Here is an 18,092-nt window from a genome sequence, read left to right on the forward strand (position 1 = left end):
TTACCAATCGAGTGGTCGTTGCCAAGCGTCTTTCGCTGCCGCGATCTCGATGTCCAGCACGTTGGCCCCGGATCGCGTGACGGTCAGTTTTCCGTCGTCGGTTATTGTACCTACTCGCGCCGCCTGGACGCCGTGGGCGTAGAAGATTGGTGTGAACTGATCCACCAGATCCAGCGGCAATTCGACCAGGAACCGCGAATTGGATTCGCTGAACAACAGCGAGATGTCGGAGAGTCCGGGGGCGGAAATGTCAGCGACGGCGTCCAGATCGAGCTGCATGCCCAGGCCGCCGGCCATCGCCATTTCGGTCGCCGCGACGGCCAGTCCGCCCTCGCTGAGGTCGTGACAGGCACGCAGCAAGCGGGCGGAAATCGCTTCGTGCACCGCGGCAAAGGTTGCCTTGGCGACCGGTACATCCATGGTCGGTACCTGGCCACCGGATCGATTTTCGCTGAGACAATAATGCGAACCGCCCAGCTCGTCTTTGGTCGTCCCGATCAGGAACACCGCGTTGCCAGACTGTTTGGCGTCCATCGTCACGGCCAACGAGATGTCGGCGATCTGGCCCATCGCGCTGATCAACAGACTCGGCGGGATCGAGATCGTTTGCTTTTCGCCGCCGTCGTCGAAGTAGCTGAATTCGTTGTTCAAGCTGTCCTTGCCGCTGACGAACGGGGTGCCCAGTTGGACGGCGACGTCTTGGCAGGCGATCGCCGCACGCACCAGGGAGCCGAGCGTTTCGGGCCGATCGGTGTACCCCCAGCAGAAGTTGTCCAAGATCGCGATCTTGCTGGGGTCGGCCCCCACCGCGACGGCGTTCCGCATCGCTTCATCGATCGCCGACGCAGCCATATGGTAGGTGTCAAAGTCGCCGTAGTGTGGGTTCATCCCGCATGAAATCACCAGCCCGCGGTTGCTGCCCAGCAGCGGGCGGATCACCGCGGCGTCACCGGGGCCGTCACACTGCGGCCCGACCAGCGGTTTGACCACGCTGCCGCCTTGGACTTCGTGATCGTACTGACGGATCACCCAGTGTTTGCTGGCGACGTTCAGACTGGATAGGATTTTTAACAGCGTCTGTTGATTGGCCTCGGCCGAGACCGACGCGGGCAAATCCAGCGGCGCCACGGCCGGCGGTTCGTACACGGCATCGCGAATCACCGGCGGTCGTCCGTCGTGCAGCATCTGCATGCTGACGTTCCCGACCGTTTGGCCGTGATAGGTCAGGTGCAATTGGCCGGTCGGTTTGAATTCACCCAGGATCGCCGCTTCGACGCCTTCGCTTTCACACAGCTCTCGCAGCTCGTCCCACTTTTCACGTGGCACGGCCAGCACCATCCGCTCTTGGGCTTCGGAAATCCAGATCTCGGTATACGACAAACCGTCATATTTCAGCGGTGCCTTCTCCAGCCAGACCTCCGCGCCGACGTCTTCGCCCATCTCGCCGACGGCACTGGAAAACCCGCCGGCACCACAGTCCGTCACGGCGTTGTACAGTCCCCGGTCACGGGCTTGCATCAAAACATCCAAGACCATTTTTTCCGTGATTGCGTTGCCGATCTGGACGGCGCCGCCGGACAACGATTCCGATTCACTGGTCAGTTCCGCCGAGCTGAACGTCGCGCCGTGGATGCCGTCGCGTCCGGTGCGGCCCCCGATCGAAACGATCAGATCGTTCGGATGAACTTGCTTGTCTTCCATGCCGACGGGGATCATTCCGACGTTGCCGGCATAGACCAGCGGGTTGCCCAAATAGCGTTTGTCGAAATAGACCGCACCGTTGACGGTCGGGATGCCCATCCGATTGCCATAGTCGCGCACCCCGGCGACGACGCCCTTCATCACGCGACGCGGATGCAGCACGCCCGGGGGCAACTGGTCGGCGGGCGTGTCCGGTGGTGCAAAGCAAAACACGTCGGTGTTGCAGACCGGTTTGGCACCCATGCCCGTCCCCATCGGATCGCGGATCACGCCGCCGATGCCCGTGTTCGCACCGCCGTAGGGTTCCAGCGCCGAAGGGTGATTGTGCGTTTCGACTTTGAAACAGGCATGGAATTGGTCGTCAAAGGTCACCACGCCGGCGTTGTCTTTGAAGACACTGACGCACCAATCGTCATCGCCCAAATTCTTGCGGATCGTTTGGGTCGCCGCAAAGATCGTTTCTTTGAGCATGTTGTCGTATTGCCTCTCGTCGCCGCCGGGCGTTCCGTCGGCGCCGATCCCGCGATAATGAATCCGACCGGCCAGCGTTTTGTGGCTGCAGTGTTCCGACCAGGTCTGCGCGATCGTCTCCAGTTCGATGTCCGTCGGATCGCGATCGAGCGAAACGAAATGGTCACGAATCGTCTGCATTTCGACCAGCGTCAAATAGAGCTGGCCTTCGCGCGAGAGCGTTTCCAATTCGTCATCGCTCAGGCTGCGAATCGGGACGCGGACGAGCTCGAATTCGTAGGCCGTGCCGACATCCAGTTGCTCCATTTCCAGCGGTCCGGTGATCACCTGCTCGATCGAGTCGTTGGACAACGCGCGGCGGCAGATCGTTTGGAAGGTCGGCTCGTCGACTCCGCTGATCCAATACTTTCGCATCGTGCGGACCGACTGGACATCGAAACCACAATCGCGGGCGGCACCGATCGTGCTGGCGGCGACCGGGTCCATCACGCCGGGTTTGGGCAACACGTTGACCAGTCGAATGTCGCTCGATTCGGCCGGCGGCTGGCTCAACACCGCATCGCCGGCGACCGCCACGACGGTCCGCTCGGTCACCGCGTCGGCCAGCAGGGTCTGGGCGATCTGCTGGGCCTGTTCGCCGTCGATTTCACCCTGGACCAAAAAACCGCGTGCGAAGACGACCGGGACGTCGTCACCGATGCCCAACTCATGAATTTCCTCGCTGGTGCGGGCGCCCTCGCGGTCGATCTCGTTCTCGGCGGGATAAATGTCAATCTGCCACAGCGGCATCGTCGTGTCCTGGTGCGGGGAAGAAAGCGGTGCGGGGAAGAAAACTCAGCCTGCCCCGGAGTGTATCGAAATCACTGGCGATTGCCGAGAACACTGGCGATTGCCGAGAACACTGGCTTGCTCCGCCCCCGGCTTGGGAGGACCTGCCATGAGTCGGAGTCATCCTCCCTCTGCGATCACGATTGTAAAATGGCAGCTTTTGGCGAACCATTTAGATTCTCTCCCCCTGGGAGAGAGGGCGTTTGCGCAGCAAGCAAACGCCAGAGAGGGCCGGCGCTGCAAAAGTCGTTGCACCTTGCGCTACGATCAAATCCGTCACTTAAACAATTGAGGTCCCCTGGGAGGGTCGCGGAGGAGTTGACGCTCGGAGCGGGGAGGGGCTCTGTGGCTCGGAATCGCTCAGCGACGACCGATCGACCCTCCCCTCGCTGCGCTCGACCCTCCCTGCCAGGGAGGGTGACTTTCTATCTCTTGTTAGCGGCAGGGCGCGAGCCCTCCGAGGCTGTGAATTATTGGTTTACATCAGCACTCACCTTCGTTTTTGACGTGATTTCAAAAACGGACAGAAAAATTTCGGTCGTGTTTGCTCCTGCCGATCCGAAATTGGAGGCGGCTGAGCAGGGAGGCCTGCCAAGTTGGCTAGCGAATCGAGCTCGTTTGGCTCGACTCGCTGCGAATCGCTCAACTTGAAGCAGGCGGCGCGCTATGCTCCCCCATTAAATGCGGTAAAAAGCCCAGATGTTGGAAGCGATTGAAGTTGTTCACCAGCACATGCCACAGTGTTTGCCCAAGGGCTTTGCGCTGGCCGCGAACGCTAAATTGATTCAGCCCACGGTTGCGACACTCCGCGTTGGGGAATTCCGCAATGGAGGGACGTTGCTGGTAGATCGCTTGAGCTTCCTCTGTCCCCATCCGTTCGCGAAAACGCCCCATCGCGTCGCTGTCAGTGGGCTTCGCTTGATAGGGAGTTTTACCATCGGCGACGGCTTTCTCAGCACCCTGAACAGCACCATAGACCGTCGTCCCAGCGGCATCCAACGCGTCGATATCCGCAGCTTTGATAAAACCACCATCGACTATGTACTGTCCTGGCACGACACCATACGTCGAACACACTGACTCATAGACCGGAAGCATCTGGCCCATGTCACTGCCTTGGTTGTTCACGTCCACGCCGACAACGATTCGAGTCTGCCCATCGGTGGCAAACTGCACATTAAACGCCGGACGAAAGCCGCCATCGCCCATCTTCATCCGTACCGCTTCGGGGTCCGTCGTCGAGGCTCGCGGAGTTGATTTGCTTTTGCGAGACTTCTTTTCCCGGCGACGGCGTTCAAGCTCCTCAAGGTTGTCTTGAGCGGCTTTGATGCGTTCGAGCCGTTCTTCGGCGGCACGCTGTCGTGCGGCTTGCTCCGCGGCCGAGACTTCGGCTTGGTTCTCTTGCTCGGATTGCTCGTTGAGTTCTTTGAGATACTTCTCCGCTTCCTCCTGCATCCGTTGCAGCGTCGGCTCGGATCGAAACGAACTGCTGCCCGCCGAAGCACGCACACGCATACCATCCTGGCCAATCGTCTCAAGCGTGATCAGTTTTTCGTTGAGCAATACGGTGATTGAATCACTTAGCAGTTGTTCCAGTTCTTCAGTGTGCTTCGTGCGAAAATCACTCAGCGTATGGTAGTTGACTGTTACTCCGCCGCAGATCCACAGGTAACAAAAATCACGCGTGGTAAGCTCCGCGATTCGCCGCGCGCTGGTGATTCCTTCGAGGGTGGCGTAGAACCACAGAGCGAAGAGAATCCTGGGATCGATGGGGTTTCGCCCACGTGTTCCTTGGAGTGATTTGATCGGTTCATAGAAGGGGGACAGATCCAGCGATTGGCAGTAGTCCCAAACCAATCGCACGCGATGATCACTGGCGACGAGTTGGTCCAGCGAGAGCATCCGCATCTCGATCTGAGTTCGTTCGGGCCGGTTGGTACGAGCTTGGCCACGCTGAGTAGCGATGCTTGGATTATTCATGCAGAAAATTTAGCGCCAAAACCAAATCTCGCAACCATTGGTCCAATTATTCACAGCCTCTCCGGTCTCGCTGCGCTCGACCCTCCTTGCCAGGGAGGGTGACTTTCTATCTCTTGTTAGCGGCAGGGCGCGAGCCCTCCGGTCTAACGCGCCGCCCCTCGGGGCGCGTTGGCGGCCGGGTACAGCGGCGCCCGCCCGGGGCCTTACGGCCAGCGGCTCACCATTGACTCAGCAGATCCTGATTAAACCGACAGCTCGCGCCGTTCCGCTAAAAAATGCGTCACAGCGTTACCTCCCCTTCATCCACCCCCTCCCAAAAACCATCGTTTGATCGCATCGAGTTGTTGGCCCAACACGGTTTCTGAGTCGGCGTGCTGCACATCCGAGTGACCGTCTGGTTTCTCCTCCCCTGACAAGACCTTCTCGCGAATCCGCCGGACGATTTCGCGATGCCGGTTGGCCGTGTAGCTGTCCGATTCGATCAATCGCGCCGTTCTCTCGAACAGCTCCTCCGCCTGGGCCCGATGTGCTGCCGTGATGCCGTCCGTTTTCGCGATCAGGGGGACCAGCGTGCGGACCATCAGGTCGATGTTGTCACTCTTTTTGTGCGACTCCTGCTGAACCTGGCTTGAAATCGTCGACAACTGTTCGCGTGCAGTCGCCGGCGCTTCGGCACTCGGCAGGATCGGATCGACGGACTCGGTAAAACGCTCCAATGCTTCCGTCAAAGCATCACCATCGCCGTCGGCTTGAACAACACGCGCCAGTGCCGCATCGACCAAGATCGCAGCCGCCTCTTTCTTGTCGGCCGCGGATTCGATCCGTGACGCGATCAGGTCCAGCAGGGTGTCCGAGGTGCCGGCGATCGCGGCCACGCGCGACATCGCGATCGAGACCGAGTGGGGACTGAGGTCCTCGTTGCTGGAATAATTATCGTAGCTGGTGCGAGACGCGATTCGTTTGGCGTAGGGATAGACCATCCCCGGTTGGCCGCTCGGCAAGACGACCGCGCGCAACGCTTGATCGAGCGATCGCCAGATGTCCTGATCCAATTCATCGGCATCCAATGCCAGATCGGCATTCGGTTCACGCCGCCCCAATTGTTTTCCCGTCAGATCGGAATACAAATCGACCAATTCCAACAATCGCGGTGTCAGTTCATCGGTGCCGTCATCGACGGGAGAGGGAGGAGCGTTTTGGTTGGTGTTGATCGTGAACGCGTCGGTTCCCCCGCCGATCGAACGGATCGGCGGACCATTTTGAAGCGCCAGATTCAACGCCCTGGCGGAAGTTTGGATGTCGCCGCGTTTGGCAGCAATCCTCGCGATCTTGAGGCACGCATGGAGTTGCAGAATCGTCCGTGGGGCACCGGACTCCGAGGACGTCTGGATCGAATCCAACAGTGCCGCAAGGGACGCGTCGTCTCCGCCCAGTGATGCGATCGCGAGATTCAGTCCGGGTTTCTGCAGCGTCTCGGCCAAAACGCGAAGGTAGCTGCCGACGTTCTCTGCGATTTGCTCGGCCGTCGCTGAGTCACTTTTGGATGCGGCCGATGCAACGACGAACAATCCCGTCAGGGGTTGCAACGCGGTGGCCTGGGGTGTGTCCGTCGCGTCACGAATCGTCGCGACGTCTGGCAAGCGTTCGGTCAACGTGTCGGCCAAGCCATCCACGTCGTCGGGGCGAATCTTCAGCGCGATCAACAGCTGTGCCGCGGGGATCGACCAATCCTGCGATCGTTTCGCCGAAATCGATGCCAACGAATCGTAAAACGACTGCAGCGTCTCACGTCCCGCGTCGGATTGGGCTGCCGAATCGATTGCGATTTGTAACGCCGGATCAATGTCCGCGTTGACCATGACCTCCAGCGGCAGATCCAGCAATCGGAGGGCCAGTTCATCGTCGGGGGCATCAATTGATTCGCGGAGGACGTCCAGGTACTCGGCCGACGACTCGGGCGTGATCCTTTCCGACGCTTGTTCGGCTAGTTTCTTGGCATCGTCGATCGACAGGCCGCCGCCCCAGCGTTTCGCTTTGGCGAACCGTTCCGGGCTGGCGATCAGTTGTTGGAAAATGATCAACGCGTCGATCGGAAACCCGATCTCGTTCAACTTTTCGGCAATCGATTGATAGGCTTGGATCTCTTGATAGTCCCCGTAGCCCGGGTTGTATTGGTCATCGGCCGAATGATCCGTTTTGGCGTAGGCGTCGAGCAAGACGTTTCGGGCCCGTGGCTTTTGACCATCCTTGGCGAGAACGTTGACGAGCCGTGCACCGACGGAAAATCGCATGTCGGTGCCGGAGACATTCGGATCGATCGCGGCGGCCTGATAAATCGAAATCAGCAAGGCGTTCTTGTCTTTGAAATCGGCGACCGACTCCAGCACCTGGCCACCCTGCCACAGCAAACCGCCGCTGATCGCCAGCGTGTCACCGCCTTTTGCGGCGACGATTGCGTCGGAACTCATCAGCTCACGAATCGACTCGACGGCCGCGTCACGTTTGTCATCGTCGGCCGCGTCCACGAGTGCCGACAAGAACCGTGACGACGGTGCGAGCGACGTGTCTTGACGGGCTTGCTCGGCGGCTTCATCAAAACGCTCCCGCGCCTCGTCGTCGCTGCGGAGCAACGTCATGATCTCTTTCAAGGGGCCCTTCGCCGTGCCGCCGGAAGAACGGCTGGTCACACGCCACGTCGAAGACGTCGTCGTGAATGCGTCGGGGCTGCAAATCACCTCGATCATGGTCTGGCGGATTTCAGGAATCTTTTCACGGTCCGGCGCCGGGATGCTGTCGATGTAGCGATAGAAGTCTCGCTTGACCTGCGAATTCTTCAAGGCGTGAGCGACAAACCTTCGCTTGGCGTCGGTGTACGGTTTGCGCCGCCCGACGTTGATCAGCGTATTGAATCGGTAGCTTTGAATGGCTTCGGGATCGATCTTCATCAATCGTTCAAACATCGCGTCATAGTGACCGCCGCGTTCAACGGCACGGGTCATTTCGTAAACATGACGGCTGATCAATTGTGGTTCCTTTTCGAACGCATCCAAATACATCTCTGCCGACTTTGTGAATTGGTTGGCTTTGTAGAGTGCAGCGGCGCGCGCGAGCAATTGGTTCGGATCATTCGGTTTGGACTTCGCAATCTCACTCCACAAGGCGCTGGCGTCCTGTTGTTTCCCCGCGGCGGTGTACAGTTCGGCCAACTCCATCCTGGCCCGCACCGAGGCGGGCGCCGCGGCAACGCGTCGTTTCGCTTGTTCGATCAGGGGGTCGAGGCGTTTGGCGTTTTTCAGAATCGAAACGGCTTGCCGGCGGTAGTACGCCGAATTGCTGGACGATCCCCGGCCGCTGTTCAACTTTTTGAGCACCGTGTAGGCGACCTCCGCAGCGGCCTCCTGGTCGTCGTTGGCCAAAAACGCGTTCGCGATCTGCAATTCGGTGCGTTCATCGCGCGCACGCCCGCCCCGTAAACGCCGCAACATCGCGGTGGCCTTGTCGTTCATCCCGAGTCGACGCAGCTGGTCGGCCAACGCCAACTGAGTCCGGGTGTCCATCCGCATCCCGAACAGACGCTCGGCGGCCTGCTTGGCTCGTTCCACGTCGCCGAGTTGCGAAGCCAGGTTCAGCGCCGCCATCTCTTTGCGAACCAGCATCCCGCTATCGAGCGGATCGAACGAGTCGAGCGTCTCCAACGCCACCCGTGGTTGTGAAAGCTCACTCGCCAGCCGGGCCTGTTCGATTCGCAAGTCGACGTCATCGGGGAATTCACGGGCAAGCTGGCTGATGCGCGAATAACATTCCTGCGGACGCTTCATCCACCAGCAGGCGAACGCGGCCAACACCCGACGCGTCTTTTGTTCGTGCACGGACGCCCCCGCCAGCGGTCGATCCAGGTGCGCGATCACTTCGTCGCTCACGTTGATGCCCCGCGGCTGGCCGTTGCTTTGCGAGCTGGGCATCAGACTGGAAAGCTCGTTGATGATTTGTTGGTTCAACAGATGCAACGACAGGGGAGCTTTGACCTGGAACGAAGAGTAGCTGTTCTGCGAACTGCGGACGTACGTGTTGAGGGTTCCGTTGGACAGGGCGGTGCTGCGCCGCGCGGCGACGCTATTGTGCTCGATCGCTTGGGCGAGCACCGCGTCGAGAATCGCCAAGCGATGACGCTCGACAAAGTCGGCCCCGTGTGGTCCAGACGTCACCAGGTGGCCGGCCGTCCCCGATACGGTACTCCACGTCACTGATTTTCCTGTCGTGTCGTCACGCACCGCGGGCATCAACCGTTCCACCAAAGCGTCAGCCTGATCGACTTGATTGACGTTTAAATAGTACGACATCGCGGTCAAAATTTCGTTCAGCGACGCGTCTGCTGGTGGCGGTTGCAAGGCGTATTCGTTTGCCCGCGTCGTGTCGCCCACGGCGTTAAAGTGGCTCGACAGGATCACGCGATAGTCCGCAAGCGTCGACCACGAGGTGGATCTGCCGGAGTTGCCGCTTGCCGCAGCGTCGACCTGTGCTTGTTCGTACAGATCCAGTACCAGCTGCAACTGTTTCTCAGTCAACGTGCTGTCCGTGTCAGCGGGCGCCGCGTTGTCGCCGCTGCTGGATTCGTTTTGCGCAGCCGAGCGGATCTTCCCCGTCAACATGCTGCGCAGCGAGACCGCTCCCTCCTTAGGGTCCAGTTCCGCCAGTCGCCAATTCAGCTTTTCGGTGAGTTCTTTGTCGTCGCCACTGGCTGGTCTGGATGTTGTGGTCGAGGTCACCGAACCCGCAATCGACCGGAGTGCCCGGTGCTCCCAAATCAAGTTGGCGTCTTCGATTTGGTCGACCGCCGGAAGTGCGACGGTTTGTTCGATCAACGCATCGATTTTCGCTTTCGCTTCATCGCTCGGAAAACGTTTGGCGATCGCGACCATTTCCACGGCGGCGGCTAGGACCCGTGCGTGCCCGAACGAGGACGGGTCGGTGGTCGAGTAACTCGATGACATGCTGGAATAATTGCTGCTGGCGTAGCGACCGACGCGATAGTTTCGCGCCAACGTGTAGGAGCTGCCCGTCCAACGATTTGGACTGGTGGCGTAACCCGGTGGACGCGACGTGCTGCTTGATGTGCGGGCGGTCTGCGTTCGTGCCGTCGGAGGCAACGCGTCCAGTGGCAGATCCAGTTTCCGAAGTTCAGCGGCCAGATCGATCGCGCGGCGGTGCGGCGCGGGGAAGGTGTTTTCGTCGCCGTCTAGCGTTTCATCGTCACCTCGCTCGTAAAGCAACAACTGGGCGAGCATCAGTTTGACGTCCCACAGACCGGGATCCCGGCGGACGGCTTCTTCACAGATCGCGATCGCCGTCGACCGATCACCCCGCCGAACCGCCGAACGGATCATCGAACCCAACCGCGTCGGGTCGGAGGCAAGTGAGATCCGGTCGCTGAGTGCCGACTTGATGTCGATCATGCCGGCGTCGAGTTGCAGTTGAACCAGTTTGAAACGGTTCTCGGGCGTGTCTGCCAACGCGACGATGCGTTCTTGGAACTCGGCAGCCATCGCCACATCGTCAGCCATGTCGCTCAACCGGACCATCGCTTCGAGCAACGAAACATCACGCGGCTGGCCGGCCAACAGGCGATCGATGGCTTTTCTCGCGGCACCATAATCTTGGACCGCTTCGTGCGCGGCCGCGATCATCAACTGAAGCGTCCGATTGTCGACGTCGTCGGCGGCCGATTGTTCGATCCGCCCGATCAACGTGTCCATCTCGTTCTGGCGGTCGTACAGCGGTGCGAGTTGTTTGACCAACCCGATTCGATCGTCCGCTTCGGGCTCGTACCGCATCGCTTGCCAATACAGCTCAACCGCTTCTTCGGTACGGTAGCGGTCCGCAAAGGCCGACGCGAGCATGCGGCGTGGGCCATTGTCACGGGGAGCGACGTTCATCGCACGCCGCAGCGCCGTGAAGGCCTGGTCGTCGCGTCCGGCTCGCAAGGCCAGCCGCGCCAGAAACTGGTACGATTCCGGGCTTGCCGGATTGGCGTCGATCAACGCGTCACAGGTCTGCATCGCTTGATCGACCTGGCCCAACCGCATCTGCAGATCCGCGACACGTTGCAGATAGTTGGTTTGAAAGCGAACGTCGACGCGGGCCAATTTTTGGAACGTTGCTGCGGCATCGGCGAAGCGGTTCTGACGTTCGGAGATTTCCGCGGCGACCAACAACACGCTGGGGGCATCGGGTTGTTGTTCGATCGCGTCTCGGATCGCCGCCTCGGCGTCGGCCAATTGGCCCGCCGCCGCGTGCATCATCGCCAGGGTGCGCAAGTTTTGGACGGTCGGATCGGCGGATTGTTGCTGTGCGATTTGTTGCTCCAGCGTGCCGGCTTGCTGATACGTCGCGATCCGATCTTTCAACAACTGTTCTTGCTCGTCAGGCGTCTCGGCGATGTTTGCCGCCGCGTCCAGCCGAGAGATCGCTTCGTCGTAGAGCTCGGCGTCGCGCAGGTTCTGCGCGAACCGCAACTCTTGGGGAAACGTCAGATCCAGTTCCGATGCCTCGCGCCAAGCCGTCAGGGAGCGTTCGTCTTCCTTGAAGGTGGCGAAGATCTCGGCCAGGCGGACCAGCGAGTCACGGCTGCGACGGTCACCCTCGGCGATCGAATTCCAGGTCTCGATCGCTTCGTCTTTTCTGTCCAGACGAAACAGGTATTCCCCCAAGTACTCGCGATACTGTGGTGAATCGGGATCGACCTGGATGGCTTGCTGGTAGAGCCCGATGGCATCGTCTTTTCGATCGATTCCACGCATCCGATCGGCGATCTGCGACAGCGTGACGGCGTCATCCTCGCGGCGATCGGCCAATTGTTGCCAAACCCCGGCGGCGGCATCGCGCCGCGCCGCGAGTGGTCGATCGTCGTCTTCCAGAAGTATCTGCCCCCAACGAATCAGGTAGTCGGGATTGTCGGGATCTTGTTCGGCAAGCTGTTCGAATTGATCGGCCGCGGCGGCCATGTCGCCCTGGTTGACCAAGACGTCGATCAGCGCCAAACGCACGTCGGCGTCTTCGGGTGCCCGTTCGGCTGCCCTGCGCAACGTCTCGGCCGCTTCGTCGATGCGTCGCGCGGAAACCAGGATGCGTCCCAGTCGAACCTGCAGCGCCAAATCATCGGGCGAACCGGCCAGTTTTTGTTGGTAATAGTTCGCCAAGGCGTCGTAGTCACCGGATTTCAGGAACCCTTCCTCGATCCGGTTGCGGACATCGCTGTACAGCCAACTGCCCGGGCGGAGCCGTGCCAGGATTGCCTCCAGAGCTTCGGTGCACTGCTCGGTCTGTCCGAGTCGCCGTCGCATTTCGGCGGCCTGGACCGCGAACGCGATCTTCTCGTCGTCTTTCCGCGCGGTCTTGGCAAGGCGCTCGAATCGCTGCAGGGCTTCGGAGACGTTGCCTTCGTCGGCCAGCGTGCCGGCGATCTGCCCGCCGACCCGCGTGTCGCCTGGAAACAGCGCTTCGAGCTTTTGCCAAACCTCGATTGCCTTTTCGCTTTGTCCGGCGCGGCTGTAGATTCGGCCCAGTTCGGTGAAGATCGGTAGTGCTTCGTTGCGAGCGGGTTGTCGTTCGATCGCCCGCTCCAGTGCCGCGGCCGCTTTTTCGGTCTGGCCGACCGCCAGCAGCGACCGCCCCAGGAAGTAGCTGCTGGCGTAGTCATCGCCCAGCAGGGATTCGGCTTTGGCAAAGGCCTCGGCCGCGAGTGCCTGGCGACCGCGTTGAGCCTGCAGCAAACCCAAGATCATCCGCTGCCGGCCGGCGTCGGGGGCATCATCGGGGACGTCCAGCGAGGCGATGAAATCGTCCAGCGATCCGTTTTGGACGTGGAATCCGTAAACCCGATCCAGCGCGGTTCCGGGGCGTGGACGGCGCAGCAGCACCTGCAGAAACTTTTCGGCGGTCGCACGTTCTTGATCGGAGACCCTCGTCTGTTCCGCAGGATCCGAATCCTGCGCCTGGGCGGAAGGTAGCGAGGGGGGAATTGAGGCAAAAACGAGGGTGCAAACGAAGAAAACCCAAGCACGCGGCGAACAAATTTCTGCAATCACGCTCTCTAATCTCCCGGCGAGGAATCGTTTTCGCATCCGCCACCAGTATGACGGACCCACGGGCGGAGGGGACGCAAGACAGGGCGAATTCCGCACAAAGAAAGGGCGCCAATTGCGGAGGCTGGTTTTCCTGGCCTCACGGCCAAGGTAAAACGAGCAAAACGACCAACACGCCCCCGTAGCTCAGGGGATAGAGCACAGCTTTCCTCAAACAGGTTTCAAGTTGCAAAGATTGCCCTGATACCCGTAAAAGCCGCCTAAAATGGCGGTAACGTCCGCGTAGCTCAGTTGGATAGAGCGGAGCTTTCCTAAAGCTTAGGTCGCGTGTTCGAGTCACGCCGTGGACGCTGTGAGAGTTGATTTTTCGGCCAGTGGGGTAGCTCCCCGCGCGACGTGGCCGGCTGCGGTGCGAATCCTCTGCCGCGGCCGGCTGCGTCAGCCGATGCTTAAAACGAGGATGATTTGATGAGCGAGTTAACGAAAGTCGCACAGGCGGCGGTCAAGTGTTTTCAACTGCTGCCGATTGTCCGGCAGAAATCACGTATTTCGCTGGGCGATCTTTTCGAGCAATCGGACCTGCCCCGCATCGCGTCACTGCGGTTGCTGGAACTTAAAACCGTTGTTGCGTGCGCTGACGAGATCGCGGATTGCCTGACTGACGATCTGGCCTATCCGATGCGAGCCGCGGTGGTTGCTGACGCATCGCAGAAACGCCCCGAAAAGCTGCCGGCGGAGTTTACATGTTGCCTGGAATCGGCGGTCCCGACTGTCAATCTGATGTTGTGGCGATTCTATGAATCCGTTTCGGATTCACCGGAATCGAAAAACGGTCTGGCATGCTTACTACTTGAACCAGTCGCGAAAGACATCGAAGAAGCGTCGACAAAGGTAGCGGCGGGAACGGTGCAACTGGCAGCGGTGATTCTCGAAAGTCTGGTTTCTGCGATCGACGCAACCGGCTACTCCGACGATGACTTCCGCCTGTTTGCCGGAGCGGTGCAAAGAGAGTGCGCGGCGTTTGATGCAGTGGCACCCACATTAGCATTGCCGGAGCGTCCAGCAAAAAACAGCAGTCGCAAGCGATACGACTGGAATAAGGTTTACGCTGAGGCGCTGGTCATCATTCAGAACGAGCCCGAAGCGCTCGGCATGGATTGTGCGAAGTGGGCACGCAAACTGGGCGTCAAAAGGACGACTTTTGGCGAGTCCCCTGCATGGAAACAGATCCAGGGGCTTCAACTCGCTCACAGAATGTGACGGCATTTTCTAACCGTCACTTTTCAATCGTAACCGTCACTTTTTTAGCGGCTTCTCTTATAAGGAAAAGCCGCTTTTTTCGTTTTTTACCGTCCGTCACCGGAATTCGATAGGGAGACACCTTCACTCGAATTTGGACGGAGCAATGGGAACGACATACAGCGAAACGCCCGCCGGCTTAGTGGCGGTGCTGGTCGCAGCCAAACGGACGGGAGACGCAACGCTAGCCGCTGCGATCACGGCCGAACTCAAGACCCGGTTCGACATCACGATAAAGGTCGGCCCGAAGTTTCTGACCCTGGCAGGGTCGCACAAGTGATCCGGCTGGCACAGGACACCCAGGAAAGCAGCGTCCGGTTCTCGGTTGTTGAATCGCAGACTGACGCCCCGACGCCGCAAGCCTTCATAGACGCCGCTGTCGCGGTGCTGCGTGCAGCACGGGAGCGACGGGAAGCGAAAGGCAAGACGACCACCAAGATACCACCGGCGACGGACTGCCGGCGGAAAGGAGTTTGAAAGCTGCCACACCGGCGAGGATGCCGGCGGGCAGCGTGTTGGTCAAGTTGTGGTGACTGGGACCAACAGAGCAAAGGAACCACCAATGAGTCTATCACCATCATCCATCGCGGCAAGTCAAACGCCACTTTTTGACCACGGCCGACACGCCAAAGCGACCCGAGCCGCCGCGGCATCGGCCGCAAAAGAAAAGGCCCCGAATCGGCGAGAACAAATCTTGGCGTATGTCAAATCATGCGGCCCGGAGGGCTGTATTCGACATTCGATCGCAGATCACTTGCCGTGCCCACTGTCCGGCGTCTGCGCCCCCGTGCTGGATCTTCTCCGTGATGGCGTCCTGATCGAGGACGGACGCAAGCGGATGTCGCCCTATGGCAGCATGGCAGCGGTGATCGTCTGCAAGGAGGCCGCGGAAAGATGATCGCACTACCGAACGACCAGCCCGAGCGGCACTTCCTGACCGTGGAAGAGATCCGCACCCAGGCGGCCGACTATCCGACCGTCCGCATGGTCACGGGTGAGCAATTCCACGTCGATCAAAACGGTCTGCTGATGTTCGGCAATCCGTATCGCATCCGCGAAAAACCGTCTCCCGAATTGGTCGCGATCTGCCTGCGATGGTTGGAACGTGCGGAAAAGATCAAAACGCCGGGACTCAATTCATACGGACTGAAACATGCGGTTGAGCGGTGGGCCGGTGAATACGTGAGCAATGGCGCGTTCATTCTTGCCGCCCATGAACTCGGCTTCCGAATGATCCCCGATGATCGCACCTGGCGTGCGACGCTGAACGTCGACGTCGGGATCAGCCGGCGTTGGTATCACAAGCAACCGGAATCTTTGTATTACAGTGATGGAGTAGGAGCGTGAGCACCGTATCAAACACGCCGGCCAATGCCTCGCCGCGACGTTCAACCGACGTTGCGGAGTTTCTTAAAGCGATTCACCCCGACGGCGTTTACGAAATTCGCATTTTCGAGACGCCGGACAAAAAAGGCGGATCGTTCAAGGCAACGGCAAGCGGCTATTACAACGATGCTGACGCAGCTGCGTCCCACGTCCGGCAATGGTCCCGCGTTGAACCGCCGGGAATTTATGTCACCATCAATCCAGTCGATGACTCACTGCTGGCGAGATCGGCCAACAAGATCGTCTTTCGAGCAAAACACGCAACCGCTGACGGTGACATCCAACGCCGGCGTTGGATCTTCATTGACATTGACCCGGTTCGACCGTCGGGAATCTCCGCAACTAAAGAAGAGTCTGACGCGGCTGTTGCGAAATGCCGCGAAATCTACGACTGGCTGAAAGGCCGCGACTGGCCAGAGCCTATTCGGGCAATGTCGGGCAACGGCACCTACCTTTTCTATCGTGTCGATCTGCCGAACGACAATGAATCAGAGAAGCTAGTTCAATCATTCATCAATGCGGTTGCCGATCGTTTTACAGATGAGTTTGTTGACATCGACCGCAAGGTGTTCAACGCCTCGCGAGTGGCGAAGATCGGCGGAACGTGGGCACGCAAAGGTGAGAACCTGGCGGGCATCGATGGCATTGAAGATCGCCCGCACCGCCAATCGGTGTTCGTCACTCCCGAAACGATCGAAACCGTTGAGCGTGATCTGATTCAATCAGTGATCGACGAGACCGCCGCACAGAAACCAGGTGGCACGTTGACGTTTGACGCTCCGCAATCACTTTCGGCGAATGTTTCGCAGTCGCCCGAATCGGTGAAACCGATTGCTTCCAATCAGCTGCGATGCCAACGCTACGTTGACAGGATCGACGGTGCAATTGAAGGGCAGAGCGGATCTAGTCAAACGCTAAAGGTCGCCTGCGTTATCGCACGCTTCGGATTGGACGAATCGCTCGGCTGGCCAATCATGCAAACATTCAACCAGCGATGCCAGCCACCGTGGGATGAGAAGGACCTACGCCGAAAGCTTCAAGAAGGAATCAAGAAGGTCTGCGAAGAAGGTGTGTTTGGGAAGTTCGACGGAGAACCATCGCCAAGTGATCCAAGCGAGGCCAACAAAGAGAACCGCGGACCCTATTTCAAACTGATCGGCGCGGCCGAATTGGCAAACGGTGATTTCAAGCTGAACTATCTAATCCCCGGCATCATCGCCGAACGTCAACCGCTGATTATCGCCGGCCAATTCAAGTCGCTCAAAACGTCGATTGCGCTCGAGGTCGCGTTGTCGCTGGCATCGGGCACAAAATTTCTTGGTCGGTTCGAGATCCCAGAAAAGAAGCGTGTCTTGGTTCTCACTGCTGAAAGCGGGATGGCGACGGTTCAAGAAAGTTGTTTGCGGATTGCAAAGAGCCACTTTTTCGATTTGGCTGGACTTGAAGGAATGTTCACGGTCACTGATCGCGTCCCACGCCTGGCGAGTCTCGATCACGTCGGGGAACTCGGCCAGATTCTGCGGGATGGACAATTCGACGTTGTCATCGCGGACCCGGCGTACCTGATGATTGAAGGCGAGCAGGCCGGCAACCTGTTTTCGATGGGTGAGCAGCTGCGGGTCTTCTCGGAAATGGCCGCGGGGGCGAATTGCACCCCAGTACTGGTTCACCACGCCAAGAAAAACAACGTCAACGCCAGCGAATTCCAGCCGCTTGAATTGGTCGACATCGCATGGGCCGGGTTTGCTGAGTTTGCGCGCCAATGGCTCTTGCTGTCGCGACAAGGCCGCTATGTCGAAGGATCGGGCGAACACCGATTGTGGATGAGCGTAGGCGGCTCTGCGGGGCATAACGGGTGCTGGGGGCTCGACATTGCCGAAGGCCACCCAGACGACGAAGGCGGCCGGCGATGGGACGTGACGGTGAGCAACGCCAGCGAATCCCGAGAACTTGCCGAGCAGCGAAAGGAAGAGGCCAAGGAATCGAAAAAGCGGAAGGCCAACGAAAAAAATGCTCAAAAATTGCGAGATGCGTTTATCGGCGTTGGCCGCAATGGGCTCACCAAATCGGACGCATTCGATCGAGCGGGGCTCAGTCACGGGGTGGCCGGCAAGAACGCATTGGCGTTCCTGATCGGCGACGACGTTCTGGAATCGTGCCAGGTCAAAAAAGCAAACGGCCAAGAATACGACGGCTACCGATTGACCACAAAAGAACGCGAGCGAGCCGACCGGGAGGAAAAAGAGAATGCTGATTTGCTCTCTCAGATGTCCTGACCCCCCGTCACTCGGACACTCGGACTCACTCGGACACCAGTCGGACTTTTTCGCGTTGTCCGACTCATTC

At 59.3% G+C, this 18,092-nt stretch carries 8 protein-coding genes and 1 tRNA gene; 6 read left to right on the forward strand and 3 right to left on the reverse strand.

Annotated elements, in window-relative coordinates; translation table 11 throughout:
* The 3 genes from purL to Enr13x_RS05810 form a co-directional block, all read right to left on the reverse strand.
* Positions 1 to 2,961, reverse strand: a complete 2,961-nt coding sequence (purL, locus tag Enr13x_RS05800; protein ID WP_145385139.1) for a phosphoribosylformylglycinamidine synthase subunit PurL — start codon at positions 2,959 to 2,961, stop codon at positions 1 to 3.
* A 681-nt stretch (positions 2,962 to 3,642) separates the two neighbouring features.
* Positions 3,643 to 4,980: an IS1182 family transposase gene (locus tag Enr13x_RS05805; RefSeq protein WP_145385140.1), complete on the reverse strand. Its 1,338-nt coding sequence runs from the start codon at positions 4,978 to 4,980 to the stop codon at positions 3,643 to 3,645.
* 299 nt (positions 4,981 to 5,279) lie between these two features.
* Positions 5,280 to 12,896: a tetratricopeptide repeat protein gene (locus Enr13x_RS05810; protein WP_197455823.1), complete on the reverse strand. Its 7,617-nt coding sequence runs from the start codon at positions 12,894 to 12,896 to the stop codon at positions 5,280 to 5,282.
* Positions 12,897 to 13,337: 441 nt separating this feature from the next.
* Between Enr13x_RS05810 and Enr13x_RS05815 the strand changes: the two genes are divergently transcribed.
* The 6 genes from Enr13x_RS05815 to Enr13x_RS05835 all read left to right on the forward strand — a co-directional run bounded on the left by Enr13x_RS05815 (position 13,338) and on the right by Enr13x_RS05835 (position 18,022).
* Positions 13,338 to 13,411 (forward strand) — tRNA-Arg (locus Enr13x_RS05815).
* 118 nt (positions 13,412 to 13,529) lie between these two features.
* Positions 13,530 to 14,321, forward strand: a complete 792-nt coding sequence (locus tag Enr13x_RS05820) for a hypothetical protein (protein ID WP_145385142.1) — start codon at positions 13,530 to 13,532, stop codon at positions 14,319 to 14,321.
* 145 nt (positions 14,322 to 14,466) lie between these two features.
* Positions 14,467 to 14,640, forward strand: a complete 174-nt coding sequence (locus tag Enr13x_RS37735) for a hypothetical protein (protein WP_197455824.1) — start codon at positions 14,467 to 14,469, stop codon at positions 14,638 to 14,640.
* 282 nt (positions 14,641 to 14,922) lie between these two features.
* Positions 14,923 to 15,258, forward strand: coding sequence for a hypothetical protein (locus Enr13x_RS05825; protein WP_145385143.1), 336 nt, complete (start codon positions 14,923 to 14,925; stop codon positions 15,256 to 15,258).
* A complete protein-coding gene (locus tag Enr13x_RS05830; RefSeq protein ID WP_145385144.1) occupies positions 15,255 to 15,707 on the forward strand; it encodes a hypothetical protein in 453 nt (150 codons plus the stop codon). Before Enr13x_RS05825 ends, Enr13x_RS05830 begins: the two co-directional genes overlap by 4 nt.
* Entirely contained in the window at positions 15,704 to 18,022 is a 2,319-nt protein-coding gene (locus Enr13x_RS05835) for an AAA family ATPase (protein ID WP_145385145.1), read from the forward strand. The genes Enr13x_RS05830 and Enr13x_RS05835 overlap by 4 nt, the downstream gene beginning before the upstream one ends.
* Positions 18,023 to 18,092: the final 70 nt, after the last annotated feature.

Source organism: Stieleria neptunia, from assembly GCF_007754155.1.
Classification (GTDB): Bacteria; Planctomycetota; Planctomycetia; order Pirellulales; family Pirellulaceae; genus Stieleria; species Stieleria neptunia.